Origin of the sequence: Amycolatopsis sp. WAC 04169, from assembly GCF_003947535.1 — a bacterium.
GTDB lineage: Bacteria > Actinomycetota > Actinomycetes > Mycobacteriales > Pseudonocardiaceae > Amycolatopsis > Amycolatopsis keratiniphila.
Genome location: NZ_QHJI01000010.1, coordinates 130,602 through 155,727, shown reverse-complemented (window position 1 = coordinate 155,727; position 25,126 = coordinate 130,602). Strand labels below are relative to the sequence as shown.

Annotated in this window: 21 protein-coding genes; 14 read left to right on the top strand and 7 right to left on the bottom strand. The window is 68.8% G+C overall.

Features of this window, described 5'->3' with window-relative positions; genetic code table 11:
* Nucleotides 1–364: 364 nt before the first annotated feature.
* Complete coding sequence (locus tag DMC61_RS28190) at nucleotides 365–1,963, top strand: helix-turn-helix domain-containing protein (protein ID WP_125692691.1); 1,599 nt, start codon at nucleotides 365–367, stop codon at nucleotides 1,961–1,963.
* 9 nt (nucleotides 1,964–1,972) lie between these two features.
* Here the strand turns inward: DMC61_RS28190 and DMC61_RS28185 are convergent, their stop codons facing one another.
* Both DMC61_RS28185 and DMC61_RS28180 read right to left on the bottom strand, forming a co-directional pair.
* Nucleotides 1,973–2,686 carry a DUF1345 domain-containing protein gene (locus DMC61_RS28185; protein ID WP_233594980.1) on the bottom strand — a complete coding sequence of 238 codons (714 nt, stop codon included), beginning with the start codon at nucleotides 2,684–2,686 and terminating at the stop codon, nucleotides 1,973–1,975.
* 9 nt (nucleotides 2,687–2,695) lie between these two features.
* Nucleotides 2,696–3,094, bottom strand: a complete 399-nt coding sequence (locus tag DMC61_RS28180; protein ID WP_125692689.1) for a helix-turn-helix domain-containing protein — start codon at nucleotides 3,092–3,094, stop codon at nucleotides 2,696–2,698.
* Between the two features lie 98 nt (nucleotides 3,095–3,192).
* On the opposite strand from DMC61_RS28180, the gene DMC61_RS28175 reads away from it, so the two are divergent.
* The 3 genes from DMC61_RS28175 (at nucleotide 3,193) to DMC61_RS42155 (ending at nucleotide 5,892) form a co-directional block, all read left to right on the top strand.
* Complete coding sequence (locus DMC61_RS28175; RefSeq protein ID WP_125692687.1) at nucleotides 3,193–4,029, top strand: alpha/beta fold hydrolase; 837 nt, start codon at nucleotides 3,193–3,195, stop codon at nucleotides 4,027–4,029.
* Between the two features lie 109 nt (nucleotides 4,030–4,138).
* Nucleotides 4,139–4,477: a type VII secretion target gene (locus tag DMC61_RS28170; protein WP_125692684.1), complete on the top strand. Its 339-nt coding sequence runs from the start codon at nucleotides 4,139–4,141 to the stop codon at nucleotides 4,475–4,477.
* On the top strand, nucleotides 4,474–5,892 hold the full coding sequence (locus tag DMC61_RS42155) for a WXG100 family type VII secretion target (protein WP_125692683.1): 1,419 nt from the start codon (nucleotides 4,474–4,476) through the stop codon (nucleotides 5,890–5,892). The genes DMC61_RS28170 and DMC61_RS42155 overlap by 4 nt, the downstream gene beginning before the upstream one ends.
* A gap of 14 nt (nucleotides 5,893–5,906) precedes the next feature.
* On the opposite strand, the gene DMC61_RS28160 is transcribed toward DMC61_RS42155, so the two are convergent.
* Complete coding sequence (locus DMC61_RS28160; protein WP_125692680.1) at nucleotides 5,907–8,855, bottom strand: BTAD domain-containing putative transcriptional regulator; 2,949 nt, start codon at nucleotides 8,853–8,855, stop codon at nucleotides 5,907–5,909.
* Between the two features lie 158 nt (nucleotides 8,856–9,013).
* Here DMC61_RS28160 and bluB point away from each other — a divergent pair, with 158 nt between their 5' ends.
* A complete protein-coding gene (bluB, locus tag DMC61_RS28155; RefSeq protein ID WP_125692678.1) occupies nucleotides 9,014–9,679 on the top strand; it encodes a 5,6-dimethylbenzimidazole synthase in 666 nt (221 codons plus the stop codon).
* 676 nt (nucleotides 9,680–10,355) lie between these two features.
* Here bluB and DMC61_RS28150 read toward each other — a convergent pair.
* Nucleotides 10,356–10,856, bottom strand: coding sequence for a MarR family winged helix-turn-helix transcriptional regulator (locus DMC61_RS28150; RefSeq protein ID WP_125692676.1), 501 nt, complete (start codon nucleotides 10,854–10,856; stop codon nucleotides 10,356–10,358).
* Between the two features lie 196 nt (nucleotides 10,857–11,052).
* On the opposite strand from DMC61_RS28150, the gene DMC61_RS28145 reads away from it, so the two are divergent.
* From DMC61_RS28145 to DMC61_RS28105, 9 genes are read left to right on the top strand one after another with little or no spacing between them, the layout of a single operon-like run.
* Nucleotides 11,053–12,099: a leucyl aminopeptidase gene (locus tag DMC61_RS28145; protein ID WP_034314998.1), complete on the top strand. Its 1,047-nt coding sequence runs from the start codon at nucleotides 11,053–11,055 to the stop codon at nucleotides 12,097–12,099.
* Nucleotides 12,096–12,893, top strand: a complete 798-nt coding sequence (locus tag DMC61_RS28140; protein ID WP_125692674.1) for an aspartate/glutamate racemase family protein — start codon at nucleotides 12,096–12,098, stop codon at nucleotides 12,891–12,893. The genes DMC61_RS28145 and DMC61_RS28140 overlap by 4 nt, the downstream gene beginning before the upstream one ends.
* Entirely contained in the window at nucleotides 12,871–14,142 is a 1,272-nt protein-coding gene (locus DMC61_RS28135; RefSeq protein WP_125692672.1) for an FAD-dependent monooxygenase, read from the top strand. The genes DMC61_RS28140 and DMC61_RS28135 overlap by 23 nt, the downstream gene beginning before the upstream one ends.
* 34 nt (nucleotides 14,143–14,176) lie before the next feature.
* Nucleotides 14,177–15,565 (top strand): MFS transporter, encoded by a 1,389-nt coding sequence (locus DMC61_RS28130; protein ID WP_125692670.1) that lies wholly within the window; start codon nucleotides 14,177–14,179, stop codon nucleotides 15,563–15,565.
* Nucleotides 15,562–16,428 carry a xanthine dehydrogenase family protein subunit M gene (locus DMC61_RS28125; protein WP_125692668.1) on the top strand — a complete coding sequence of 289 codons (867 nt, stop codon included), beginning with the start codon at nucleotides 15,562–15,564 and terminating at the stop codon, nucleotides 16,426–16,428. Before DMC61_RS28130 ends, DMC61_RS28125 begins: the two co-directional genes overlap by 4 nt.
* The gene (locus tag DMC61_RS28120; protein WP_125692666.1) at nucleotides 16,425–18,830 is read left to right on the top strand and encodes a xanthine dehydrogenase family protein molybdopterin-binding subunit; all 2,406 of its coding nucleotides are present in this window, start codon (nucleotides 16,425–16,427) and stop codon (nucleotides 18,828–18,830) included. Before DMC61_RS28125 ends, DMC61_RS28120 begins: the two co-directional genes overlap by 4 nt.
* Nucleotides 18,827–19,327, top strand: a complete 501-nt coding sequence (locus tag DMC61_RS28115) for a (2Fe-2S)-binding protein (protein WP_016335102.1) — start codon at nucleotides 18,827–18,829, stop codon at nucleotides 19,325–19,327. Before DMC61_RS28120 ends, DMC61_RS28115 begins: the two co-directional genes overlap by 4 nt.
* Nucleotides 19,324–19,965: an SRPBCC family protein gene (locus tag DMC61_RS28110; RefSeq protein ID WP_125692664.1), complete on the top strand. Its 642-nt coding sequence runs from the start codon at nucleotides 19,324–19,326 to the stop codon at nucleotides 19,963–19,965. Before DMC61_RS28115 ends, DMC61_RS28110 begins: the two co-directional genes overlap by 4 nt.
* Entirely contained in the window at nucleotides 19,952–21,421 is a 1,470-nt protein-coding gene (locus tag DMC61_RS28105; RefSeq protein ID WP_125692662.1) for an isochorismatase family protein, read from the top strand. Before DMC61_RS28110 ends, DMC61_RS28105 begins: the two co-directional genes overlap by 14 nt.
* Nucleotides 21,422–21,602: 181 nt before the next feature.
* On the opposite strand, the gene DMC61_RS28100 is transcribed toward DMC61_RS28105, so the two are convergent.
* From DMC61_RS28100 to DMC61_RS28090, 3 genes are all read right to left on the bottom strand, one after another.
* Complete coding sequence (locus tag DMC61_RS28100) at nucleotides 21,603–21,881, bottom strand: hypothetical protein (RefSeq protein ID WP_125692660.1); 279 nt, start codon at nucleotides 21,879–21,881, stop codon at nucleotides 21,603–21,605.
* Nucleotides 21,882–21,967: 86 nt separating this feature from the next.
* Nucleotides 21,968–23,008, bottom strand: a complete 1,041-nt coding sequence (locus DMC61_RS28095) for a hypothetical protein (RefSeq protein WP_125692658.1) — start codon at nucleotides 23,006–23,008, stop codon at nucleotides 21,968–21,970.
* A complete protein-coding gene (locus DMC61_RS28090) occupies nucleotides 23,005–24,951 on the bottom strand; it encodes a hypothetical protein (RefSeq protein WP_125692656.1) in 1,947 nt (648 codons plus the stop codon). Before DMC61_RS28090 ends, DMC61_RS28095 begins: the two co-directional genes overlap by 4 nt.
* Between the last annotated feature and the right edge of the window lie 175 nt (nucleotides 24,952–25,126).

Genomic DNA, 25,126 nt, shown 5'->3' with positions numbered 1-25,126 from the left:
TTCGCCGTGAGTCGTCCGTCCAGACACGCGTGTCGTCCGTCTGATCACGTGTGGCCGCCGCCATCAGCAGCGCGCCCGCCAGTGCGCCGAGCCGCAGACGCGCCTTCCCTCCGGACGCGGTCGTCCTGTGCGGTTCCATTTCCGATTCCTCCCCATGGCCGGATCTGCTGCCGGCTCCACGCTCTCCACCCGCGGGGCATCGTGGCAAGCGGGATCGCCCGGAATGGGAGGCTGGACGAAACCTTCCCACTGACCTGCGACTTTGCCGTGCAGGGAGATGTGATCTCGCGAATTCGCGCGGCGAAAGGTCCGCGGTGGGACACTGAAAACCGGTCGGAACGGGGCGCGGAGGGGGCTCAGCGGGATGGCGAGTGAGGCGGCTGCCAGGCTGGCGGCACTTCTCACCGAGCACAAACAGCGGAGCGGCCTGAGCTACGAACAGCTCGGGCGCAAGGTGCATTCGAGCCGGTCGACCGTGCACCGCTACTGCACGGGACGGAACGTCCCCGCGACCTTCGCGCCGATCGAGGCGATCGCGACGGCGTGCGGCGCGAGCCGGGAGGACCTCGCGAAGCTGTACCGATCGTGGGAACGCGCGGACCTGGGCGACGCCACGGTCCGGGACATCTTCGGCACGGGCACCGTCGTCCGGGAAGCCGGCGTGACCGTCCCCGATCGGAGGCGGCCGCTGACGAAGGTCTCGCTCGCCGCGGTGCTCGGGGTCGTCCTGCTCGCCGGAGGCGCCATGGCGAATCCGCCGGGCCGGCAGGCGCCCGGCACGATCCCCACCGTCCAGGCGGCGATGTGGACGAACGCGCCACGCGCGATCGAGCCGGAATTCGTCGGGGTGACGGCGAACTCCAACACCGGGCAGATGCCGTCGTTCGGGGTCGGGTCCGTCCGGTTGTGGAACACCCGCACCCGATGGCAGAACCTGGAGCCCGCCCGCGGCAGTTACGACTGGGCGACACTCGAACGGCTCGTGACCGGTGCGCGTGGGGCCGGTCTCCCGGTGACCCTGACCTTCGGCGGCACTCCGCTCTGGGCGAGCCCGAACAGCCCGAAGTCCGTCTACACCGACGACTCCCGCACAGGCCCGCCGGACGACCTCGCGGACTGGGAACGTTTCGTGCGTGCGGTCGCCGAGCAGTACCGGGGCCGCATCGACGCCTACGAGCTGTGGGACATGGCCAATCATCAGGACTTCTTCTCCGGTTCGATGGCCGAACTCGTGGAGATGACGCGGCTGGCGAGCCAGGCGATCAAAGCCGCCGACCCGGACGCCACCGTGGTGTGCCCGTCCATGGGTGAGCTCTGGGATCCCGCGGCGTTCGACGAGTTGCGGCAGTTCGCCCGGCTCGGCGGCTACGACCACTGCGCCGCCGCAGCGGTGAAACTGGCTCCCCGCAACGACTCCGATCCGCCGGAGACGATGCTTCCGTTGGCGCGGGAGATCGAGAAGGCACTGCAGGAAGCCGGCGCGGGCGTCAGGCTGTGGAGCACCGGCTCGGCCTACGACGTGAACAGGCAACAGCCCGTGGACGCCGACAGGGGAGCGCAGCACGCGGCCCGGTTCTTCCTTTCCGGGCTGTACGCGCAATACCGCCGGATGTACTTCTACAACTGGGGCAGCGCCAAGATCCCGATCGTGCTGCAACCCGTCGGCGGTCCGCATACGAAAGCGGCGCGACACGTGGAACGCCTGAACGAGTGGTTGAAGGGCAGCCGGATCCACTCTTGCGGGCAAGGACGCGAAGCCGGGTTACCCGACCATCTTTGGCAGTGCCGTTTCGACGAGGGCGGCAGGAATTTCCTGATCTGGTGGACCATCGACCGATCCGATCGGATCCCGTCGGCGCCCGGCACCACCTCGATCGAACGGCTCGACGGGGCCGGAACGCCGGTCGAACCCGGTGCCGACGTCACGGTCACCGGCAGCCCGATCCTGCTCCGGCTCGGCTGAGGCCGGGCTTCAGCCGCTGTTCAAGGCGGACACGACCGCCGCCACGGTCACCGTGTTGAAGACGAAGGCGATGATCGCGTGCGTCGTCACCGTCCTGCGCATCTCGCGGGAGACGACGTCCACGTCGGTCGTCCCGAACGTCGTCATCACGGACACCGCGAAGTAGATGTAGTCGGACCACTCGGCGGCTCCGTCGCCGGGGAACCGCATCGCCTTCCCCGCCTCGACCACGTTGTCCGCGTGATAGGCGATCGCGAAGGACACGAGGACACAGACCCACGCGACGACCACCAGGGCCACCGCCACTCCCACGCGCATCCCCGCCGGCAGGCTCTCGCCGCCCAGCCCCGGCATCCACACGACCGCCACGGCGAGCGCGGCCGCGGCGATGAAGATCGACACCCCCGGCCCCGGCGCCGTCCCGAAGACGTAGCGCTGCACGAACGTGCCGCGGCTCTCCCGGCGCGCCCAATCCCGGATCTGCTCCGAGGTCGCCGCGCCGAACGCGGTCACTGTCACCACGAGATAGCCGACGAGGTAAGCGAGAAGAACCAGGACGCCGCCGTCCACCGGCGCGAGCGAAAGCACGTCGTCGCCGAACGCGAGCGCCAACGCGGCGACGAGCAGCGCGAACGCGAGGCTCAAGCCGCTGCGCCGCCGCTCCGACAACCAGATCCGAGCCGTTTCCCGAGACAGTGCCGTCTCCCTTCGCGCACGTCGCACCGGAGCACGCTACTCCATTCCGGTGACGGAACCTTTCATCGCGGCGTCGCTGACCGCGTTCGCCTCGTCGATCCGTGCCATGTGCTCCTCGGCCCAGTTCCGGAGCGCCGCCAGCGGCATTTCCAGTGACAGACCCAGATCGGTCAGCCGGTAGTGCACCCGGGGCGGCACGGTGGGCTCCACCCGGCGGGCGACGAGGCCGTCGCGGACCAGGCTGTGCAAGGTCACCGACAGCATTTTCTGGGACACGCCGGGGATCCGGCGCCGCAGCTCGGCGAACCGCACCTCGTGCGGAGCCGCCTCCGCGAGCACCTTGACCGCCATCGACGTCCATTTCGTCCCGATGCGGTCCAGCAGGCGGCGGGTGGGGCATTCAGGGTCGAAGAGATCGCCGCGCCGTGTGGTCACCTGGAGCTCACCACCTGTGTCGGAAGTGCCGTCTTGGCGGCATCGCTGAAGTTACCTACGGTTTTCTGGTAACCAATGGTAACCACTACGGAGGCGACGTGCCCTCGACACGACGGATCACCGTCAACGGCGTCCGGCTCAACGTGGCGGTCGCGGGCAGCGGGCCCGCGGTCCTGCTGCTGCACGGGTTCCCCCACACGTGGCGGCTCTGGAGCGAGATCATCGGCCCGCTGGCCGAGCACCACCGGGTCATCGCCCCGGATCTGCGCGGGTTCGGTGACAGCACCCGTGCCGCCGACGGCTACGACGCGGGGACGCTGGCCTCGGACGTCGAGAGCCTTCTCGACGCACTCGGCGAGCCCAACGCGGCCGTGGTCGCCATCGACGCCGGCACCCCGGTCGCCTTCCTTCTCGCCCTGCGGCGGCCGGATCTGGTGCGGCGGCTCGTTTTGATGGAGTCGATGCTGGGCTCGCTGCCCGGCGCCGAGGACTTCCTCGCCGGTGGCCCGCCGTGGTGGTTCGGCTTCCACGCCGTTCCCGGGCTCGGCGAAACGGTCCTTATCGGACACGAGGCGGAGTACGTGGACTGGTTTCTCGCCTCGGGCACCCTCGGGCGTGGTGTGGCGCCCGAGATCCGCGACGCCTTCGTCGACGCCTACACCGGCCGGGATGCCCTGCGCTGCGCCTTTTCCTACTACCGCGCCATGCCGGTCAGCGCGCGCCAGATCGGCGAGGCGGTCGCGGCCCGCCGTCTCACCGTGCCCACGATGGCGATCGGCGCCCATCCGGTGGGCCGCGCACTGGAACGGCAACTGCGTCCCGTCACCGACGACCTCACCGCACATCTGCTGCCGGACTGCGGCCACATCATCCCGCTGGACAAACCAAGGGAACTGCTTCGCTTGCTGGCGACGGCGTGTGTCCACAGTGGATAGTGCCCTTTCGGGCAAGGAACATTGTCTGTCCGCACAGAGCCCCCACGCGGGCGGTCGGCGGCTGGCATCGTGTCGGCGTTGACGCCCCGGCCCCTCGAAGGGATGGCAGATGAGTTTCCAGGTCGTACCGGCCGAAATCGGCAAGCACGCGGCCAACGTCGACGGGATCGCCGAGCGGCTGGGCACGGTGCTGTCGGCGGCGAACACCGCGGCCATGTCGGACGAGGCCTACGGTCTGATCTGCGCGTTCGTCCCGCCGTTCATCAATCCGGCGGAGGAGAAGACGATCGACTCGATCAAGGCCGCGATCGACGGCGTCAAGGCGACCGCCGCCAATCTGCGCACGGCCGAGCGGTCCTACACCGAGCAGGACGCGGCCGGTGTCGACATGTTCAAGCAGTACGAGGCCGCGATCCCGGTGGCGCCGAAGGAGAAGGTGCAGCGATGACCAACCCGCTCGTCGCCACACCGAAGGATTCCACCACCGCGGTGTCCGGCGTTCCCCTGCTCGAGTCCGCGACCGAGCTCAAGGCGTCGATCGAAAGCGGTGACTGGGCGTCCGTCGCCCTCGGCGCGGTCGGCACCGCCATGGACGCGGTGTCCGCCGCCCTCGATCCGTTCGGCACCATCCTCGCCGCCGGGGTCGGCTGGCTGATGGAACACGTCGGGCCGCTGAAGGAGGCGCTCGACGCCCTCGCCGGAGCACCGGACGAGATCACCGCGCACGCCGAGACCTGGCAGAACGTGGCCGCCGAACTCGGCTCGATCAGTGCCGACCTTGACGCGATGGTCGTCGCCGAAACCGCGAACTGGGCCGGCTCCGCGGGCGACGCCTACCGCACGCGGGGAGCGGACGTCGCGGCGCTGATCGGCGCCTGCCAGCAGGCCGCCGGTGGCGCGTCGTCCGGCACCCGGATCGGCGGGGAGGTGGTCACCGCGGTCCGCACCCTGGTCCGCGACACCATCGCCGAACTGATCGGCCGGTTGATCAGCTGGGCCCTGCAAGTGCTGGCGACGCTCGGCCTCGGCATGACCTGGGTGCTGCCCCAGGTCACCGCCGCCATCGCGAAGACCGCCTCCAAGATCGCCACCGTCGTCACCAAACTGGTCAAGGCGATGAGCGCGCTCGCGCCCCTGATGAAGAAGGCGAAGAACATCTTCGCCGAGGCGGAGAAGGCGCTCCGCAAGATCGACGCGGGCAAGACCGGTCCGGCCGGGAAACCCCGTGGCCCGAAAGCGGGCGGCGGCGAGTACAGCGGCACGCGCGGCGGCGGAGGCGGCAAGGGGAAGAATTCCAAGCCGCAGCCCGAGCAGCCGTCCGGGCTTTCCCCGAACCTCGGGAAGTTCGACGAGCTGACCCAGGCGCAGAAGGACGCGGCGCTCAAGATGAAACAGTGGATCCGCGACCACAAGGACAGCGGCCAATTCGGCGCCTGGCACAACGGTGTGGACGACAACAAGCTCAACTCGCTCGGCTTGGGGAACAGCCCCGTCCCCGGCCCCGGCTCGACCTGGGGCGGCAGGATCTACGGGAACCACGGTCAGGCGGGCGGCAAGTTCGGGAACGAGGGCCGGTTGCCGCACAACGGCAAGACGAGTGACGGCAAGAAGCCCGCCGATCAGCCGCTCGGCCCGGACGGCAAGCCGATGAAACCGTACGACGGCAAGTACTACGAATTCGACGTCCACCCGACGCCGCGGTACGACAACAAACCCATCAGGGACGCCGACCAGTACACCGACTTCAACGGGAAACCGTTGCCGGAGAACCAGCGGCCGAAGCCGGATCGCATCGTGAAGGACGACAACGGCAAGTTCTATTACGCGCCGGGCCACTACGACAAGTTCTACGAGGTCCCCTGATCGTCGTCGAAGGCTCACGAACACGACACGTTCGACTCGGCGAGTTCCGTTTTGGTGCCCTCCGCGGCCGGCAGGCCCAGTTCGGCGTAGCCGGCGATCGCGCGTTCGTAGTGGTCGCGGACGGTTTCCGGATCGGAGGCGGCCCGGGCCAGTCCCCGGTGGGCGCGCGCGATCTGCTCGTGGCAGCCGTACCGGGTCGCCACGGCCAGGGCTTCGGCGTGGTTCGCGCAGGCCGTGTCGGGGTAGCCGCAGGCCAGGCAGGCTTCGCCGAGTCCGTTGAGCGCCCACGATTCGCCGTCGCGCCCGCCGTGCCGCCGGAACAGGTCGAGCGCCTGACGGTGGTGGGCGGCCGCGTCGACCGGACGGCCGTCCAGCGCTTCGGCCCGCCCGAGTCCGTCGATGGCCCATGCCTCGCTGCCCCGGTGGCCGAGTTTCCCGAACAAGGCCGCGGCTTCGGTATGCAGGCGGCAGGAATCGGCCGGCCCGCCTCCGTTCGCGGCGAGTTCCCCGAGACCGATCTTCACCCAGGCCTCGCCGAACCGGTGGCCCGCTTCCCGATGCAGTGCCATCGCCTGCCGAAGGTGCTCGTATCCCTCTTCCCGGCGGTCGATCCGGGCTTCGACGGTGCCCAGCCGGGTGAGCTGATGAGCCTGCCCGGTCAGGTCACCGAGACGGCGGAACAGGGCCAGCGCGCGGGTGTAGTAGCCGACGGCGAGCCGGTAGCGTCCGGCGCTCTCTTCGATCATCCCAATGTTGCCGAGAGCGCGTGCCTGGCCGAGCGCGTTCCCGGCCTCGCCGAACAAGGCGTAAGCCGCCCACATGTCCGAGGCGGCGGACTCGGCTCGGCCCGCCTGAATGTGGAGGCCGCCGACGGCGACCAGTGCGTCCGCTTCGGCGCGGCTGTCACCGATGGCGCGGGCGGCCCTGATGGCGTGTCGGTGGACGGCCAGCGCCGCCGTCTCGTGGTGCCCGTCGAGGTAGCGGAACAGCAGCGCGGACAACGTCACGGCGTGTTCGGGCCGTCCGGCCGCGGCCAGCGCCTGGACGGTCGGCAATTCGGCGTCCAGCCAGTCCCGCGCGCTGTCGGCGTCGTCGAGCGCGGGCAGCGCGCTCCCCGGCGAGGCGACCGTAGGCCGGCGGTTCGCTTCGCCGGGGTAGAGGCGATCCATCGCCGCCGCGATGGTGGCGAGGTAGTAGCCGTAGACCCGGTCCAGTGCCGCGGGCTCGTCGCACTCGATCTCCGCGGCGTACGCCTTCAGCAGGTCGTGCATGCCGTGGCGGTCGGCGCCGACGGGATGGACCAGATGCGCGCGGACGAGGGCGTCGAGCCAGGCCCGGGCGTGGTCGAAGGAGCTCCCGGTCAGCGCGGCCAAGGCGTACGAGTCGAACACGGGCGCCGGATGCCTGCCAAGGAGGGCGAAGGCGCGGATGGTGTCTTCGCTGAGCTGACGCAGCGACCACGAGAACACCGCCCGCACCGCGGCCCGCTGATCACCGCCGGAACTGAGCAGCTTCAAGGTCTGCTGGGCGGCTCGCAGTTCACCGACCAGCCGGGACAGCGGGGTGGACGGCCGGGACACGGCGAGTTCGGCCGCCAGGCGCAGGGTGAGCGGCAACCGGACACACCGTTCGGCCAGTTCGGCGGCGGCCTCGGGTTCGGCGCCGGCCCGGGTGCCGATCAGCCGCCGGAGCAGGTCGGCCGCGTCGGCCACGGACAACCGGTCCACGTCGATCCGGTGGGCGCCGTGGAGCGCGACCAGCCCGGCGAGTGAGTCGCGGCTGGTGACCACCACGGCGCAGCTGTGCGTGCCGGGCAGCAAGGGCCGGATCTGTTCGAGCGTCGCCGCGTTGTCCAGGAGGACGAGCATCCGCCTGCCCGCCACCTCGGTACGGAACCGGGCGGCACGTTCCGCCTCGCCGGACGGCATCCGCGTGCCTTCGGGCAGCAGCGCGGACAGGAGGGCGGCCAGCGCGTCGGCCGAGGACATCGGCTCGCCGGGCGCGTAGCCGCACAGATCCAGATATAGCTGCCCGTCCGGAAAACGGTCCCGCATCCGGTGACCCCAGTGCACGGCGGTCGCGGTCTTGCCCGCTCCGGCCGTACCGGTGAGGCAGACGAGGACCGGTTCTTCGCCGGCGCCGTCGGCGAGCCGGTCCAGCTCCGCCAGTTCACCGGCCCGGCCGGTGAACCCCACGACGTCGGCGGGCAGCTGGGCGGGCACGGGAGGCGGCGCCGCGGCCACCGTCGGCAGGTCGTGGCGGAGGACGGCCTCGTGCACGGCGGCGAGCTCCGGACCGGGGTCGGCGCCCAGTTCTTCTCGCAATGCGCGAAGAATCCGTTCGTAGTGGGTGAGCGCGTCGGCGCCGCGGCCCACGGCGTACAGCGCCCGCATCAACGCCGCCGCGGCGGGTTCCTGCAACGGCTGTGCGTCGGTGAGCTCGGTCAGGCGGGTGAGGGTCGCCGCCGCGTCGCCTTCACGGATCTTGGCGTCGGCCCACGCGACGATCGCCGCCGTGTGCTCCTGATGCAACGTTCGGCGGGTGCGTTCGGCCCAGTCGCCGCGAAGCCCGGCCAGCGGTTCGCCCTCCCAGAGTTCGAGTGCCGCGCTGAGCCGGGTGACGTCGGTCGGGTGCTCGCGGAGCAGGCGCCGGAACCGGAAGACGTCGACCTGTTCGGGCCGGGCGACGAGGCGGTAACCGCCCGGATCCCTCGTCACCCGCGCGCCGGCGGGGTCGGCCTGTTCCAGGGCGCGCCGGATCCGGGTGATGTGGGCCTGCAGGGAACGACGCACCCGCTCGGGCGGCGACTCGCCCCAGACCCGGTCGATCAGCAGGTCGACGCCGACGGTGCGGCCCGCTTCGAACAGCAGTACGGCGAGTACGGCCTGCCTGCGCGGCTCGCCGATGGCGACGGTCTGCCCGCGCACCTGCAGGCGGACCGGCCCCAGTACCCGGAAATCCACGGAAGAATGGTAGAACCGATATTTCGGTCACCACAACACAATCTCGGCTTTTTTCGGGACATGACGAACGGAAATCGTTTTATCGCAAGGGAAAGGAACGGAAAGAGTCGGTACCCTGTTGGCGGGTAACGGATGGTGGTCAGGCATGATCACGGCTCATGACGCGCGACACTGACGACCGATCGTTGTACGAGACCATCTTCCGGCGCCGGGACACCAGGGGCGAATTCACCGGAGAGCCGATTCCGGCGGACGTACTGCGTCGCGTGTTGAGCGCGGCGCACGCCGCACCGAGCGTCGGTCTTTCCCAGCCATGGGATTTCGTCGTCGTGTCCGATATGGACCTTCGAAAGAAGTTCCGTGAGCACGTGCTGGCCGAACGCGAAGTGTTCGAAGGACGGCTGGATGCCGAGAGGGCCCGCGTCTTCGCGCCGATCAAGATCGAAGGGATCGTGGCGTCGTCGGCGGGAATCGTGGTCGGCTACGACCCGTCGCGCGGTGCGCCGGACGTCCTGGGACGGCACGCGATCGCCGATGCCGGCCTGTACTCGGTGTGCCTGGCCATCCAGAACCTCTGGCTGGCCGCGACCGCCGAAGGGCTCGGCGTCGGATGGGTCAGCTTCTACCGCGAAGAGTACTTGCGCGATCTGGTGGGGTTGCCCGGACACGTGCGTCCGGTGGCGTGGCTGTGCGTCGGTCCGGTGCGGGACCTGCCGACGGTGCCGGATCTGGAGCGGCACGGCTGGCGGGAACGGCTTCCGCTCGACGCGGTGCTGCACTTCGAGCAGTACTCGAAGGGGAGCGGACTGGCCGGTCGTGAGTGACGCCAAGCCCGTCGCGAGTGCCTGATATGGGCGTTTTGTGCGGGGGTCATGAGTGTTGATGGTCGTTCTGGTGGACCTGTATTTGCTACCCACTCGGCTTGACGCCGTCATGCTGCCGTGGCGGAGCCGATATCGACGAGTGGGGAGGATTGGGGACGTCCAGTGTCCGGAATCTTCCCCGCTCGACATCAAGCTCCTAGGCCCGAGCGCCCCTCGACGATGTAGGAATTGGGGCGCTCAACGTCCCGATTCCTACATCGTCGGCACCTGGCACGCCGAGCTTCCGGCGCTATGCCTCCCCTCGAGATCCGTACGACTCTGGACATTCGCCCTGCTCAGGAGTGGGTGAATAGAAACGCGCATATCGACATAAATCGGATATAGCGGACCTACGGTGTCCTTTGTGGACACTCGGGACAGGGTTGGGCCATCGGTCGGTCCTCGTGGGTTGGTCTTCGGCCCGCGTCACGAAGCTCGCCGGAACCCTACGGGGACAGGAATTGGAACGTCCACCGTCTCGAATCCCTCAGCAGCGAAACCGAGCGTGGAGGATTCAGGACTTGCGGTGGGCTTCCCTGGATCGACAGGGGGCAAAGGGCCCTTCGTCGCATCCGATGCGGCGAAGGACGCTTTCGGCCCAGTCTGGCCCAGTGCCCTCGGAAGCGCGGCGCGGTGGTCAGCGCAGCTTGTCGACCTCGGCGATCCGCTCCCAGCGCGCGCCGAGCGCGTTGAGCAGCGCGGCCATGTCGATGTCGTCGTCGCCGTCGAGGAGTGCCTTGTCCAGTCGCCGGGCGCGGCGGTTGACCTGGCTCAAGACCGACTTGCCCTCGTCGGTGAGCGAAAGCAGTTTGCGCCGCGCGTCGTGCGGGGATTCGACGCGCCGGATGAGCCCCCGCCGCTCCAGTCTGCGGCACAGGTCGGCCATCGTCGAGGTGTCGAGGGCGACCGCGCCCGCCAGCGAGCTCTGGTCGCTTCCGGGGTAGGCGCGGACCGCGGACAGGACCGCGAACTGCGGACCGGTCAGCACCGGGTCCACGTGACGGTTCCATGCGGCGAGGTAGGCCTGGTACAGCCGCCGGGCGCCGTAGCCGGGGGCCGCCAGCAGGTCTGACGGCGTCTCGGGAGTGACGGCTGGTGCGTCGTCCCTGCGCCGGCCCGTGCGCGCCGATTCACCCATCGCTGCTCCTTGTCGGCTCCAACCCGCTGCCCGGGCCCCCGCGGTGATCCTACGTGTCCGGACGGTCGCTCACGGGAAGGCCGCCGGGATCTGTCCGAAGTCACCTCTTGCGTATCCGGATAGTACGTGTTCGTATGAAGGCCGGTCTTCCGTACCCGGATAGTACGTGCTCGGATCAATATGGAGGTGGTCGGCGATGGACCGGAATCTGTTCAACGACATCTGTTTGCGCCAGCTGACGTTCTCGGGGGTGCACGAGGGCGAGACCGTGGTGGTGCTGACCCGCGGCGGTGAGCGGGCGGAGTACGCCGACGCCTTCCTGTGGGCCGCTCAGCAGCTCGGCGCTTCGGCCTACCACATGCGGCTGCCCTCGCCGGTCAGCGCGGCGGGCGCGTGGGCGGTGGGCGACTCGGGGCTCGGGAACATCCCGCTGGCGGTCGAGGCGCTCAAGAGCGTCGACATGGTGGTCGACTGCACGTTCCTGTTGTTCAGCAAGGAACAGTTCGCCATCCAGGACGCGGGGACCCGGATCCTCACCGCCGTCGAGCCGCCCGAACTGCTGGCCAGGCTCATGCCGACGAAGGAACTGCGCGAGCGCGTGGAGATCGGCGCGGAACTCCTGGCCAAGGCGGGCACGATGCGGATCACCAGCCCCGCGGGTACTGACGTCACCTATCAGCTCGGCGTGTACCCGACGCTGTCCGAATACGGCTACACCGACACCCCCGGCCGCTGGGACCACTGGCCGGCGGCGTTCGTGTTCACCGGCGGTGCCGACGACGGCGTCGACGGGAAGATCGTGCTGTCGCCGGGCGACGTTCTGTTGCCGTTCAACACCTACGTACAGACCCCGGTCGAAATCACCATCGAGCAGGGTTTCATCCGGGACATCCGCGGCGGGGCCGGATCGTCCGGACTGGACGCGGATCTGCTGCGTTCCTACATCGAGAGCTTCGAGGATCCGCGTGGCTACGGCATGAGCCACGTGGGCTGGGGCCTCGACGAACGCGCGCACTGGCACGGCCTGACCCAGTTCCCCGGCGGGATGGGCATGGAGCTGCGGAGTTTCTACGGCAACGTCATGTTCTCCATCGGCCCCAACAACGAGCTCGGCGGCCCGAACGACACCCCGTGCCACTTCGACATCCCGATGCGCGGCAATTCCCTTTACCTGGACGACGAACTGATCGTCGACAACGGCGAGCTGACCGTCGCCGAGATGCGTCCGGCGGCCCGCCGATGACCGACCACCACATCGGGATGATCGTCCCCAGCTCGAATCTCACGATGGAGACCGAGCTGCCGCGGATGCTGCGCGCCAGGGAGGAAGCCGATCCGGGCGACCGGTTCGTCTTCCATTCCGCGCGGGCCAGGATGCGGCACGTCGAACCCGAACAGTTGCGGGCGATGAACGCCCAGGCCGGCCGGGCGGCGGCCGAACTCGCCGACGCCAAACCCGACGTCGTCGCCACCGCGTGTCTCGTGGCGATCATGGCGCAGGGACCCGGCTACCACTGCACCGCCGAAGACGACATCACGCGGGTGCTGCGGGAAGAGGGCTGCGACGCGCCGGTCGTCTCCAGTGCCGGTGCGCTGCTGTCCGGGCTCGGTGCGCTCGGCGCCCGCAAGGTCGCGATCATCACGCCGTATATGAAGCCGTTGACCAAGGCGGTGGCGGACTACATCGAGGACGCCGGGGTCGAGGTCGCCGACGCCCTTTCCCTGGAGGTGCCGGACAACCTCGCCGTTGCCCGGCTGGACCCCGCCGGGTTGCGGGAACACCATCGCAAACTGAACCTGTCCGATGTGGACGCCCTGGTGCTGTCCGCCTGTGTGCAGATGCCGTCGCTGCCCGCGATCCAGCCGGTGGAGGACGAGATCGGGATCCCGGTCCTGTCGGCGGCGACGGCCACGACGTTCCGGATCCTGACGGAACTCGGCGTCGAGCCCACGGTGCCCGGCGCCGGGAGGTTGCTCAGCGGCACGGAAACGTTGACGAAGACGGGAGGCGGGCATGGCCGCGAGTCAGTCGTTTGAGGTCGTTGTCGTCGGTGGCGGGCTCGGCGGGCTCTGCGCCGCGTTGTCCTTGCGGCAGCGGGGTTTGCGCGTCACCGTGGTCGAGGCCGCCCCGGCGCTGGGCGAGATCGGCGCGGGGATCCAGACCGCGCCGAACGCCAGCCGGATCCTCATCGGGCTGGGGCTGCGCGCCCGGCTGGAGCGGGTGCGGACCGAGCCGCAGGACCAGGTGCGCCGTCGGTGGGCCGACGGCAGCATCATCGCCCAGCTGCAGCTGGGCAGCCGGGTGACCGACCAGTACGGCGCGCCCTACTGGCACTACCACCGCGCCGACCTGCACGGAGTCCTGCTCGACGCCTGCCTGGATCCCGACGGGACCGGCCCGGTGGTGCGGGTGGCGACCGGTGCGCGGGTGGTCGATCTCGACCGGACGGCGCCGGACCGGCCCGCCGTGATCACCGCCGACGGGCGACGGTTCACCGGCGACGTCGTGATCGGGGCGGACGGCATCCGGTCTTCGGTACGCGATCTCGCCGGCTTCGACGACACCCTCGCGTTCTCCGGTGAGATGGCCTACCGGGCCTTGATCTCCGGCGACCTGATCGCCCAGGACCCCGCCACCCGCTTCCTGGTGGACCGCTATCACTCCACGATCTGGTACGGCCCCAACAAACACCTGGTGCACTACATGATCCGCGGCGGGGAGTACCTCAACGTGGTCGCGATCGTGCCGTGCACCGAATCGGTGGCCAAGGACTGGAGCGGTCCGGCGACCGCCGCCGAACTCGCCGCGGAGTACCACGACTGGGACGATCGGGTTCCGACGATGCTGGCGAAGGCGAAGGACGAGGACGTCTCGGTGTGGGCGATGTACCGCCGTCGCCGTGACCCGGTCTGGGTCGACGGCCGGGTCGCCCTGCTCGGCGACGCGTGCCACGCCATGTTGCCGTACCAGGCACAGGGCGCGTCGCAGGCGATGGAGGACGCCGCGGTGCTGGCCGAGGAGCTGGGGCGGGTGACCCGCGACGGGATCGACGGTGCTTTGGTCCGCTACGTGGACCGGCGCGCCAAGCACGCGGGCATGGTGCAGGACGCCTCGCTGCAGAACATGGACTTCTACCACTTGCCCGACGGTCCCGAACAGCGCGAACGGGACGAGAAGCTGCGGCGCTTCGACGGCGAATCCGACGTGTCCTACGACTGGCTGTGGAACGGCAGCCCGCTCACCGACCCCGACACCGAGTCCATCCACTACCAGTTCGCCCGCTGAGGCGCGCTGGCCGGCAATCGCATCGGAGTGGTTCATGCGTACTGGTGATCAGATCGTCCAGGACCTGCCCTGGCGTTGGAGCGTTCAGGGAAAGATCTTCCTCATCGGCGGGCTGGGCTACATGTTCGATGCCTGGGACGTCGCGTTGAACGGATTCCTCACCCCGCTGGTCGGGACGGAATTCGGGTTGTCCGCCGGCGGGAGGGGCCTGGTGGCCACCGCGAACCTGATCGGCATGGCCGTGGGCGCGGTCGCCTGGGGCACGATCGCCGACCGGATCGGCCGGAAGAAGGCGTTCAGCATCACGCTGCTGCTGTTCGCGCTGTTCTCCGTGCTGGGCGCGCTCGCGCCGAACGTGGAGACGTTCCTCGCCCTGCGTTTCCTGGCGGGGATCGGACTGGGCGGCTGCATCCCGGTCGACTACGCGATCGTCAGCGAGTTCTCGCCGCGCAAGCATCGCGGCCGGGTGCTGTCCGCGATGGACGGCTGGTGGCCGATCGGGACCACGCTGGCCGCCGTCAGCGCGACGCTGCTGCTCCCGGTCGAGGGGAACTGGCGCTGGATGCTGGTCTTGATGATCCTGCCCGCGCTGCTGCTGTTCTGGGTGCGGCGTGGCGTCCCGGAATCACCGCTGTACCTGGTGCGCAAGGGCCGAGAGGCGGAGGCACGGGCGGTGATCGACGACCTCGTGCGCCGCACGGGAGCGACTCCGGAGCCGTACTCGATCCCGCCCGCGGTGGTCGAGGACACCCGCGGCGGCGCGGTCGCGGCCGCGTTCGACCAGCTGCGCCGGGTGTGGGCGTTCAACCCGAGGATCACGGCGGTGGCGTGGTCGCTGTTCATCAGCGTCATGCTGGTCTACTACGCCGCGCTCAGCTGGATGCCGTCCATCCTGCGGGCGCAGGGATTCGGCGAGATCGCCGCCTTCGCCTCGACCGCGCTCATGAACGCGACCGGCATCGTGGGTGTCGCGGTGGCCGTGCTCCTGGTCGACAAGGTCGGCCGCAAGCGGATCATCATGGTCGCCGGTCCGCTCACCGCACTGTCGCTCGTGGTGTTCTCCCTGCTGCTCGACACGCCTGCCGCGGCGGTCGTGGCGATCGGCGCGTTCGGCCTGTTCGCGCTGGTGGTCATCCCGGTGATGTACGCCTACGTCTCCGAGCTGTACCCGACGGAACTGCGGGCCTCGGGATTCGGCTGGGCGTCGTCGTCGAGCCGGGCGATCACCGGTTTCGCGCCCCTGCTGTTCGGCAGCGTGCTGTGGCCGGTGCTCGGGTTGCCCCTCACCTTCGCGGTGCTGGGGGTGCTCGTGGTGGCCGCGGTCTTGTTCATGATGACGGGCGCGCCGGAGACCCGCGGCCGCGAACTCGACCGGATCGTCGACCCGGCCGAGCCATCCGCCGAAACCAGGACGGCTCTGTGAAGCCCGCCGCGTTCCGGTACCACCGGGCCCACGACGTCACCGACGCCGTCGGCCTGCTCGGCGAGCTCGCCGCGGCGGGCGAGGATCCGAAACTCATCGCCGGCGGCCAGAGCCTGATGCCGATGATGAACTTCCGGCTCGCCCGCCCCACGGCGCTGGTGGATCTGGGACCGCTGCGCCGGGACCCGGCGCTGAACTCCTTCCGGCGTAACGGTTCCGGCCTCACGATCGGCGCGCTGGTCACCCATCGGGCGGTGGAGGTCTCCGAGTTCGGGCCGGATTTCGACGTGCTCTCCCGCGCGATGCGGTGGGTGGGGCACCTGCCGATCCGCTCCCGCGGCACGGTGGCGGGCAGCATCGTCCACGGTGACGCGACCGCGGAATGGTGCCTGCTCGCCCTGCTGCTCGACGCGGTGATCGTCGCCGAAGGCCCGCGCGGTCCCAGGGAGATCCCGGCCGCGGAGATGTTCCACGGCTTCTACACCACGGCCGTCGAACCGGACGAGGTCGTGACGGCGGTGCGTTTCACCAGGCCGTCGCCCCGGGCCGCGGTGACCGAGTTCGCCCGTCGCCACGGCGATTTCGCGATCGTCGACGCCGCCGTGAGCATCGACGCGGAGAACGGGGGCCGGGTCGTGCTCGGCGGCGTGGCCCCCGCGCCCGTCCGGGTGCCCGAGGCCGAGGCACTGCTCGACGGCGGCGTTCCCGGTCCGGAGCTGTTCGCCGCGTGCGGTGCGGCCGCCGCGGCGGCGATCGATCCGCCCGGCGACGCGGCGGGCAGCGCGGCCTACCGCCGACGGCTGGCGCGGACGCTCGTCACCCAGACGCTGCACGAGGCCTGGGAGAAAGGAGAAACGCGATGACCGCACGGTTCGACGGGCGCCAGGGCCGCTGGGTCGGCGCGTCGGTGCCCCGGCGTGAGGATCCCCGTCTGCTCACCGGCCGCGGCCGGTTCGTCGACGACATCCAGCTGCCCGGAATGCTGCACGCCGCCTTCGTGCGTTCGACGGTCGCGCACGGCAAGCTCGCCGGGATCGACCTGTCGGCGACTCTGGCGGTCGATGGCGTCGTCGCCGCGTATACGGCGGAAGACCTGGCACTCGGTGACATCGTCGCGTTGCTCGACCGCCCGCCCGAGGAGTTCTCGCCGACCGCGATGCCGATCCTGGCCAGGGAAAAGGTGCGGTTCACCGGCGAACCGGTGGCGCTGGTCGTCGCCCGCGATCCGTACAGCGCCGAGGACGGTGTCGAGGCCGCGGTGGTGGATTACGAGCCGCTCGGGGCGATCGTGTCGGAGGAGTCGGCGTTCGCCGAGGGCGCTCCGCTCGTGCACGACGAGGCGCCGGGCAACGTGCTGGTCGACGTGTCGATGTTCGACACACCCGGTGTCGACGCGGCGTTCGAGGCGGCCCGTGCGGGCGGCGGCCGGGTGGTCGAGGTCGTCACGAAGAGCGGACGGCAGAACGCGCTCCCGCTCGAAACACGGGGAGTGGTCGCCTCCTGGGACGACCACGACGACCAGCTGCTCGTCCAGATGTGCACGCAGGTGCCGCATCAGGTGCGCACGGCGATGGCCCGTTCGCTGCGGGTCCCCGAACGCACCGTGCGGGTCACCGTCCCGGACATGGGCGGGGGTTTCGGCCAGAAATGCGTCGTCGGCCGCGAGGAGATCGCGGTCGCGGCGGCGGCCCGGCGGCTGAACCGGCCGGTGAAGTGGATCGAAGACCGCCGCGAGGCGCTCACGGCCGGATTCCTCGCCAGGGAACAGCGTTACCGCACGCTGGCGGCGTTCGACGAGGACGGGCGGATCACCGCGCTGGACGTCGACGTCGTCTGCGACATGGGCGCCTACTCCTGTTATCCGTTCACGGCGGGGATCGAGCCGCTGATGGCGTCGGCCGAGATGCCGAGCGTGTACCAGGTGCCCGAATACCGTGTCCGTGCCCGCGCCATCGCGAGCAACAAGGCACCGACGGCGCCCTATCGTGGCGTCAGCCGTCCGCAGTACGTGATGGCGATCGAGCGGATCATGGAACGCGCCGCCAGGGAACTCGGCCTCGATCCGGTCGAGATCAGGCGGCGCAACGTGATCACGCAGTTCCCGTACACCGGTGTCAACGCCATCACCTACGACCCCGGCACCTACCGCGAATCGCTCGAGCTCGCCGAAGCGGCGATCCGGGACGAGGGCTGGTACGAGATCCGGGACCGTGCGGCGGCCGAAGGCAGGCACATCGGCATCGGCTACTGCTGTTTCTCCGAGCGGACCGGATACGGCTCGGGCGCCTTCGCCAAACGCAAGATGGCGGTGGTGCCCGGTTTCGACATCTCCGAGATCCGGATGGACACCACCGGATCGGTCGTGGTCACCAGCGGGACCATGAACCACGGCCAGTCGCACGAGACGACGCTGGCGCAGATCGTGGCCGACCGGCTCGGGCTGCACCTCGACCAGGTCAAACTGCGTCAGGGCGACACCGAGCGCATCGCCTACGGCTGGGGGACTTTCGCCTCCCGCTCGGTGACGATCGGTGGCTCGGCGGTGTCCCTCGCGGCCGGGAAACTCGGCGAACTGCTGTGCAAGATCGCCGCGCATCTGCTCGAGACGAGCCCCGACAACGTCCGCCTCGACGGTGACGGCGGCGTCGTCCAGATCGACGATCCGGAGTGCCGCGCGTCGTTCGAGGAGATCGCCGACGTGGCGTACCTGCGCAGTCACCTGCTGCCCAAGGACGTCGAGCCGACGTTGACGGCCACGGCCAGCTTCGACGTGCCCGGGGACGGCACCTTTTCCAACGCCACGCACGCCGTGGTCGTCGAGGCCGATCCGGGCACCGGTCAGATCAAGATCCTGCGCTACGCGTGCGTGGAGGACTGCGGGGTGGTGATCCACCCGCAGGTCGTCGACGGCCAGTGCCGCGGCGGGATCGCGCAAGGCATCGCCGGCGCGCTGTTCGAGGAGATCACCTACGCGGGCAACGGGGAACCGTCGGCCGCGAGCTTCATCGACTACCTGGTCCCGACCGCGACGGAGATCCCCGACATCACCGTCACCCATCTCGAAACCCCTTGCGCGTTCACGGAAAACGGCGCGAAGGGGGCGGGGGAGGGCGGCACGATCGGCGCGCCCGCCGCGGTGCTGAACGCGATCAACGACGCGTTGCGCCACACGGGGGTCGAACTCGACGTGACCCCGGTGCATCCGCAGACCGTGCTCGCCGCGCTCGACGCGGGGGTCCACAAGGAAATGAGCGTTCCATCATGAGCGACCGGCACCTGATCGTCCTGAACGTCAACGGCGAGCCGCACGAGGCCCTCGTCGAGCCGCGCAAGACCCTGCTCGACGTGCTGCGGCACGACCTCGGGCTCACCGGCACCCACGTCGGCTGCGAGCACGGGGTGTGCGGCGCCTGCACCGTCCTCGTCGACGGCGAACCGGTGCGGGCGTGCCTGATGTTCGCCGTGCAGGCGGAGTCGGCCGAGATCCGCACGGTCGAATCGCTGGGACGCGACGGCGAACTTTCCGATCTGCAGCGGTCTTTCAGCGAGCACCACGGCCTGCAGTGCGGCTTCTGCACCCCCGGATTCCTCATGCTGGCCGAGGGTTTTCTGGCTCAGCGGCCGGACGCCGGCCGCGAGGAGATCCGCGAGGCCGTGTCGGCGAATCTGTGCCGCTGCACCGGTTATCAGACGATCGTGGACGCGATCGAGGCGACCGCGACCCGTCGATGCCACGCCAAGGAGAAGGAGGCGACAGCGTGATCCTGGAGAACCAGCTGTCCGTACCGGCCGGACCCGACGAGGTCTTCGCCTTGATCAACGACGTCGAGCGGGTGGCGGGCTGCCTGCCCGGCGCGACCCTCGACGGACGGCAGGACGACGCCTATCTCGGCCGCGTGAAGGTCAAGGTCGGCCCGATCACCGCCGCCTACTCGGGCACCGTGCGGTTCACCGACGTCACCGAGGCCGACCGCAGCCTGCGGCTGGTGGCCAGGGGAGCGGACGCCCACGGCAACGGCGACGCCGAGGCCGACGTGACGCTGACCGTGCGCGAGGCAACCGGCGGCGCCACCATCGAACTGCGCACCGATCTGTCGATCCGCGGCAAGCTCGCCCAATTCGGCAAGGGCGCGATCGGCGCCGTCTCCACCCGGCTGCTCGACCAGTTCGCCCGCAATCTCGCCGACCAGCTCCGAGCGGGGCCCGTCGCGGCCACGAGCGCCGCTCCCGCGCCGGTGCCGGAGGCCGTCGACGGTCTCGCCATGGTGCTTCCGGAGGGCGTCAAACGCTACGGCGTGATCGCGGCCGCCGCGGCCCTCGGGCTGTTCCAGGGCTGGCTGCTGGGCCGGATCCGCACCCAGGACAAACTGATCAAGGAGTTGCAGCGTGGCCGTGGATGAAAGCCTCGACAGCGTGTACGACCGAGCCGGTTTCGGCGCGAGCGTGCCGCGCGGATCGCGTCCGGCGCTGGTCGTGGTCGACCTGACGCGGGGCTTCACCGAACCCGCGTTCCCGTCCGGCGCCGACCTCACCGCCGAAGTCACCGCGACCACCGCCCTCGTCGCCGAAGCACGGCGACAGGGCGTGCCGGTGATCTACACCGCGATCAGTTACACACCCGCCGAGGCGGACGGCGACGCCGTGGCGTGGCTGCGGAAAGCACCCGGGATGCGGGCACTCCGCGAAGGCAGCGAAGCGGTCGCCCTCGACCCGAGGCTCGAACAGCGTGAAGGCGACCATCTCATCCTGAAGAAGGGCGCCTCGGCGTTCCACGGGACTTCGCTGGCCGCGCTCCTCACGAGTCTGGGCACGGACACCGTCGTCGTCTGCGGCGCGACGACTTCGGGATGTGTCCGCGCGACCGCCGTCGACGCCGTCCAGTCCGGTTTCGACACGCTCGTCGTCCGGGAAGCCTGTGGTGACCGCGCTGCCGGGCCCCACGATGCCGCTTTGTTCGACCTGCAAGCGAAATACGCGGACGTCGTCGGACTCGACGAAGCGCTGACGTATCTCGCGGATCTGGATCGCCGCACGCTCGGGCAACCCGCTTTGGCGGATCTCGGCGACGTTCCGGCGACCAGCCGCTGGGTGACGTCGGGTCCGGTCCGGCTGCACGTCCTCGACTACGGTCCCGCCGACGGTGTCCCGGTGCTCGTGCTGCCGGGGATCACCAGCCCGGCGGTCACGATGGACTTCGTGGCACGGGAACTCACCGACCTCGTGCGGCCGATCGTGCTCGACGTCCGCGGCCGCGGGTTGTCCGATGACGCCGCGGAGTACGACTTGGCGAGCTACGCCGCGGACGTCGACGCGGTCGTGGACGGACTCGGGCTGCGCGATCCGATCCTTTTCGGACACTCGATGGGCGCGAGGATCGCCGCCCGTGCCGCCACCACCCGGCCGCTTCGGGGCACGGTGCTGGCCGATCCGCCGCTGAGCGGCCCCGGGCGGGCGCCGTATCCGACCACACTCGATGCCTTTCTCGGGCAACTCGACCAGGCTCGCCGGGGCACCGACGCCGACGAGGTGGCCCGATCGTGGCCGCGATGGCCGCGCCGGGAACAGGAACTGCGTGCCCGCTGGCTGTCTTCGTGCTCCCGTTCCGCGATCGCGGCGACCCACGCCGGTTTCGAAAGCGAGGACTTCTTCGACGACTGGCCGAAGGTGCCCGCGCCGACGTACTTCCTGTACGGGGGCGCGAGTCCGGTCGTTACGGCCGCCGGTGCGGCCGAAGCGGCCGAGCGCAATCCGACGGCCGAGTTCGTCGAGATCCCGAAGGCCGGGCACATGATCTTCTGGGATGAGCCCGAAGCCGCTCTTGCCGCTTTGCGGGAGGCGTTGCGCAAGCTGGTGTAGCCGTCGTCGTGAGTGATTGGGGTCGTTCGAGCTGGCCGTGTTCTGGGCACCTATCGGCTAGTGCGCGGGTGGCCGTTTCGCGTGACTGGACGGACGACACACGTGACTGGATGGACGGCACGCGTGCTGTCCCGTCAAGCACGCGAACCGCATGTGCGCTACAGGTGGGTCATGATCATCGTCACACCGACGTGGCGACCTGCCATGCCACCACGACGACGGCGACGGCGATCGGGTGCACCGCGACCGCAGCTCGCGCCAAAGAACGCAGCAGTAGAACAACGCTCCGATCACCGAGGGCGGCCAAGCGGACGACACCGTCGCCGTATATGTAGGCGAAGTGGTGTGGTGTACCGCCGTTGCGACGGTGGGCGCGGCTGATCCAGTATTCCGGTAGGACGAGCACGGCCGCGATCAGTGAGACGACCTCGCGTGCCGGCTCGACCAGGGTTCTGAGCAAGACCGGGAGGACGAACCTGACAGCGATACAGGCTATCGCGACGAGGAGTACCGAATTCGCCAAAGCGTGAGGGAACGCCGACCACATCATTCGCCGCCGGGGTCGTCGGCGGGAGACGACGAGCCGTCCTGTTCCGGCCTGGAAGGGCCGCGGTGCCGGTGGTCGTCGAAGGACAGTTGACGCGCGGCGTCCGTGCCGGTCAGCACCCTGTTGATCGAGGCCTGCATCCACTGCATCATGACCCGGACCTGGTCGTCGATCTGCCAGCGATCCAACGCGTCCGACTCGATGAGGCGGGTGATGAACTCGACGACCTCCTTGCGGTGGTTGTCGCGCTCGGCCACCAAGACCTCCACCACCGCTTGGACGTCCTGCGGATTCTGTGCCAGTTGCAACGCGAACTGGTCGAGGTCGCCGTTCTCGATGAGATGCTTGAACGCCCGAACCTCTGCTTCGAGTCGTATGTTGCGTTCCGCTTGTGCATCCATGCGCAAACGCACCAGGACGTTCGTCCAAAGCCCGTATTCGTCGAGGAGCCACTTCGAGTCGAAATAGGCATTCGTCTCCTTCTCCGCGGTCTCGACATCGGACGTCTCCAGTGACCTGCTCGACTGTCGGAGCCCGGCCAGCAGTCGGGGTACCACGACCGGACGGATGTCCGTGAGCCCCTTCGTGACAACGATCTCCGGTGCCTCGACCCGCCACTGGACATCCACTTCCGTGCGGAAGACGAAGGCCTCCCCGGCACTCGGTAGTGTGACGTCCAAAGAAAGATTACGAAGTGAGAGATCCACGTCGTAGACGGACCGATATCCACTCCACACGAGTTCCCCGATCGTCGGCTGGTGTTTCCGGGAAAAGACGTCGAGCTGACCGTTTCCCTTGACGAACACGCGGGCGACCCATGGGCGCGCAACCGAGCCTTTTCGGACGAGCTTCAGCCTGCCGACACGGCCACCATCCGCGATCGGCGAGTAGGCGGACGAGGGCAGGGTCTTCACCGCCGAGGGATAATTCTGTGCCGCGGCTTCCTGCCAACCGCCGTCCGATGGCGCTGAAGGCGAGACTGTCACGGTCTGTGCGGGCTTCTCCTTGGCTTCTTGCGGGTCAGCCGTCTTCTCGGTCACGCTGCAGTCCTCCTCTGTTCGCCCGCTTTCACCGCCGTGTTCAACTGGTCCGCCACCTTCGGCTGAAGTGGGTCCGCCCAGTCGCCGACCAGCCTGTTCAGCAGGTAATGCAACCGTTGAGCGTCGCCCTCGTGAGCCACCAGGCCCGTCATGAATCGCGCCAGTTCGTCGAGCAGGGCGGGGTCGTGCTCGCCGGAGCGGACCCACCGAGCCAGCAGGAACCTGGCCAAGGTGTCGCCTTCACGACTTCGTAAAGCTTGCGTCAGGAGTCCGGTGACCCGCCGGGCGACTTCAGCGTCCTTAGTGGACAGTGCGAGCAACAACGGCCACCGCTCCGCGTGGGGTGGCAGGACAGGACGGTCGTCTTCCATCGACAGCGAGAGGTAGTCGAGCTCGAACCCATAGAAACTCGCGAGGTGCTTGAGGCTCGTCAAAGCGAGCCGGCGCAAGCTGCTCCGATCGCTCGCCAACCACCGGCGCAGGTGGTCGAGCACCTCGGTCACCCTGCCGAAAGCGAGCAGTTTGGCGACGCTGAACCCGGCTATCCAGACGATCTCGCTGTCGGTGTCGCCGGTCAACGGCATTCTGCGTTCCGACGGTGTGCCGAGTACGCGGAGTTCTTCCAGCGCGTAGTGGACGTCTCGTCGTCCCAAGGCGAAACCGTAAGTGGCGGCGGCCGTCCAACGCTCCTCCGGAGTTCCGTACCGACGCCATTTCCGGAGCCGTTCGAGGATCGCCGGCCGGATTTCGTCGTCTTGTGCTGCTTGATCCAGGGCGATCGCGGCCGACCGTCGCCTGATGAAGAGGAAGTCCTTCCACTCATCCGAGGAAGCGTTCGGCGAGATCATCTTGGTGTACACGTACACGAAATCGTGACGGCCCAGGTAGCCGGTCGCCTGTGCGGCCCGGACCCACATCATCGGCCTGCTGTCCTTGCCGAGTTCCTTGAACCACGGACCGAACTGCTCTCGCAACCGGTGATGGTTCTTCCAGACATGGTCCAGAACGGCCGTCGGGTAGCGCGGGTCGTGGAACTCCAACAACTCCATCGGGATCAGCTCGCGGCCGAACGTCGCGTGTCCGTCGATGATCCTCGCGCGAAGCGCCGGCAAACGCGCACCTTGATCGTCTGCGAACAGTGAGCCTTGGCGCTTGTCCTTCTTGGCTTTGTCGTCGTTCCCGACGAGTTTTCGGGTCAGTAGATCGGCGGCTTCGGTCACGACGGTGTACGGCGACCGGTTGAGCACGGCCAACGCGATCCGGAACGCGGCTAGTCGCAACGCCTCGTCCAGTTCGGCTCCGGGAGTGAGGCCGAGCAGTTCCGCGAACCACTCGGCGACCTGGAAGTGCACCGCACGCTCGGCTTCGCGCTCGACCTCGTCCCGATCGATCTCACCTCGCGCGTGTTGTGCGAGCAGCGCCGCCATCCTGACCGACTCCAGCGGGCAGGGACACGGCCCCAGCGCCGCCATCGCCCAATCTGCTTCACTCAACCGGAGAAGCTTCTCCTCGAAGCCTGGAGGATCGTCGGGAAGGATCTCGTGCTGAATGTGCTTCCTGAGAAGTTGAGAGGGTTCTGGAGCCTGGTAGTCGAAGGCGTAACCCCCGAACGATTCGATATCCCGAGGGTCTTCCGGAATGACCAGAACGCCGTAGGATTTCGAGTCTTTGAGTTGTTTCTGGAGATCATCGAGTATCGTTTCGGTCAGACCGCCACTGACTCGCGGTGACAACTCCGCTAGGTAACCGACGTTCTTGCGTTCGAACTTGCCCCGGGTGAGTGACTTCGCGGTCTTGCCGCATTCCCATCGGGAAACCTGGTTCGGAGTGAGCCGGTCGAGCAAATGCAGCGCGGTGGTGACCCGGCCCGTACCTGGACGGCCGCGCAGCACCAGGAGATGTCGCTCCTCGAGTCCGGCGAGGAACTCCAGGTACCGATCCACTTGGAAGTATCGTTCTCTAACCCAGTGAAGCAGTTCTCGGCGCACCGCTCCGACGGTTCGTTCCACGGTCTGCCCGACGAAGATCTGATAGCGATCTCCGACTTGCATGTCCTGGGTTTGCAAGGACCCGATGCTCGAGGTCGGCCCATACCGGGTGCCGCTGTGGGTGAAGTAA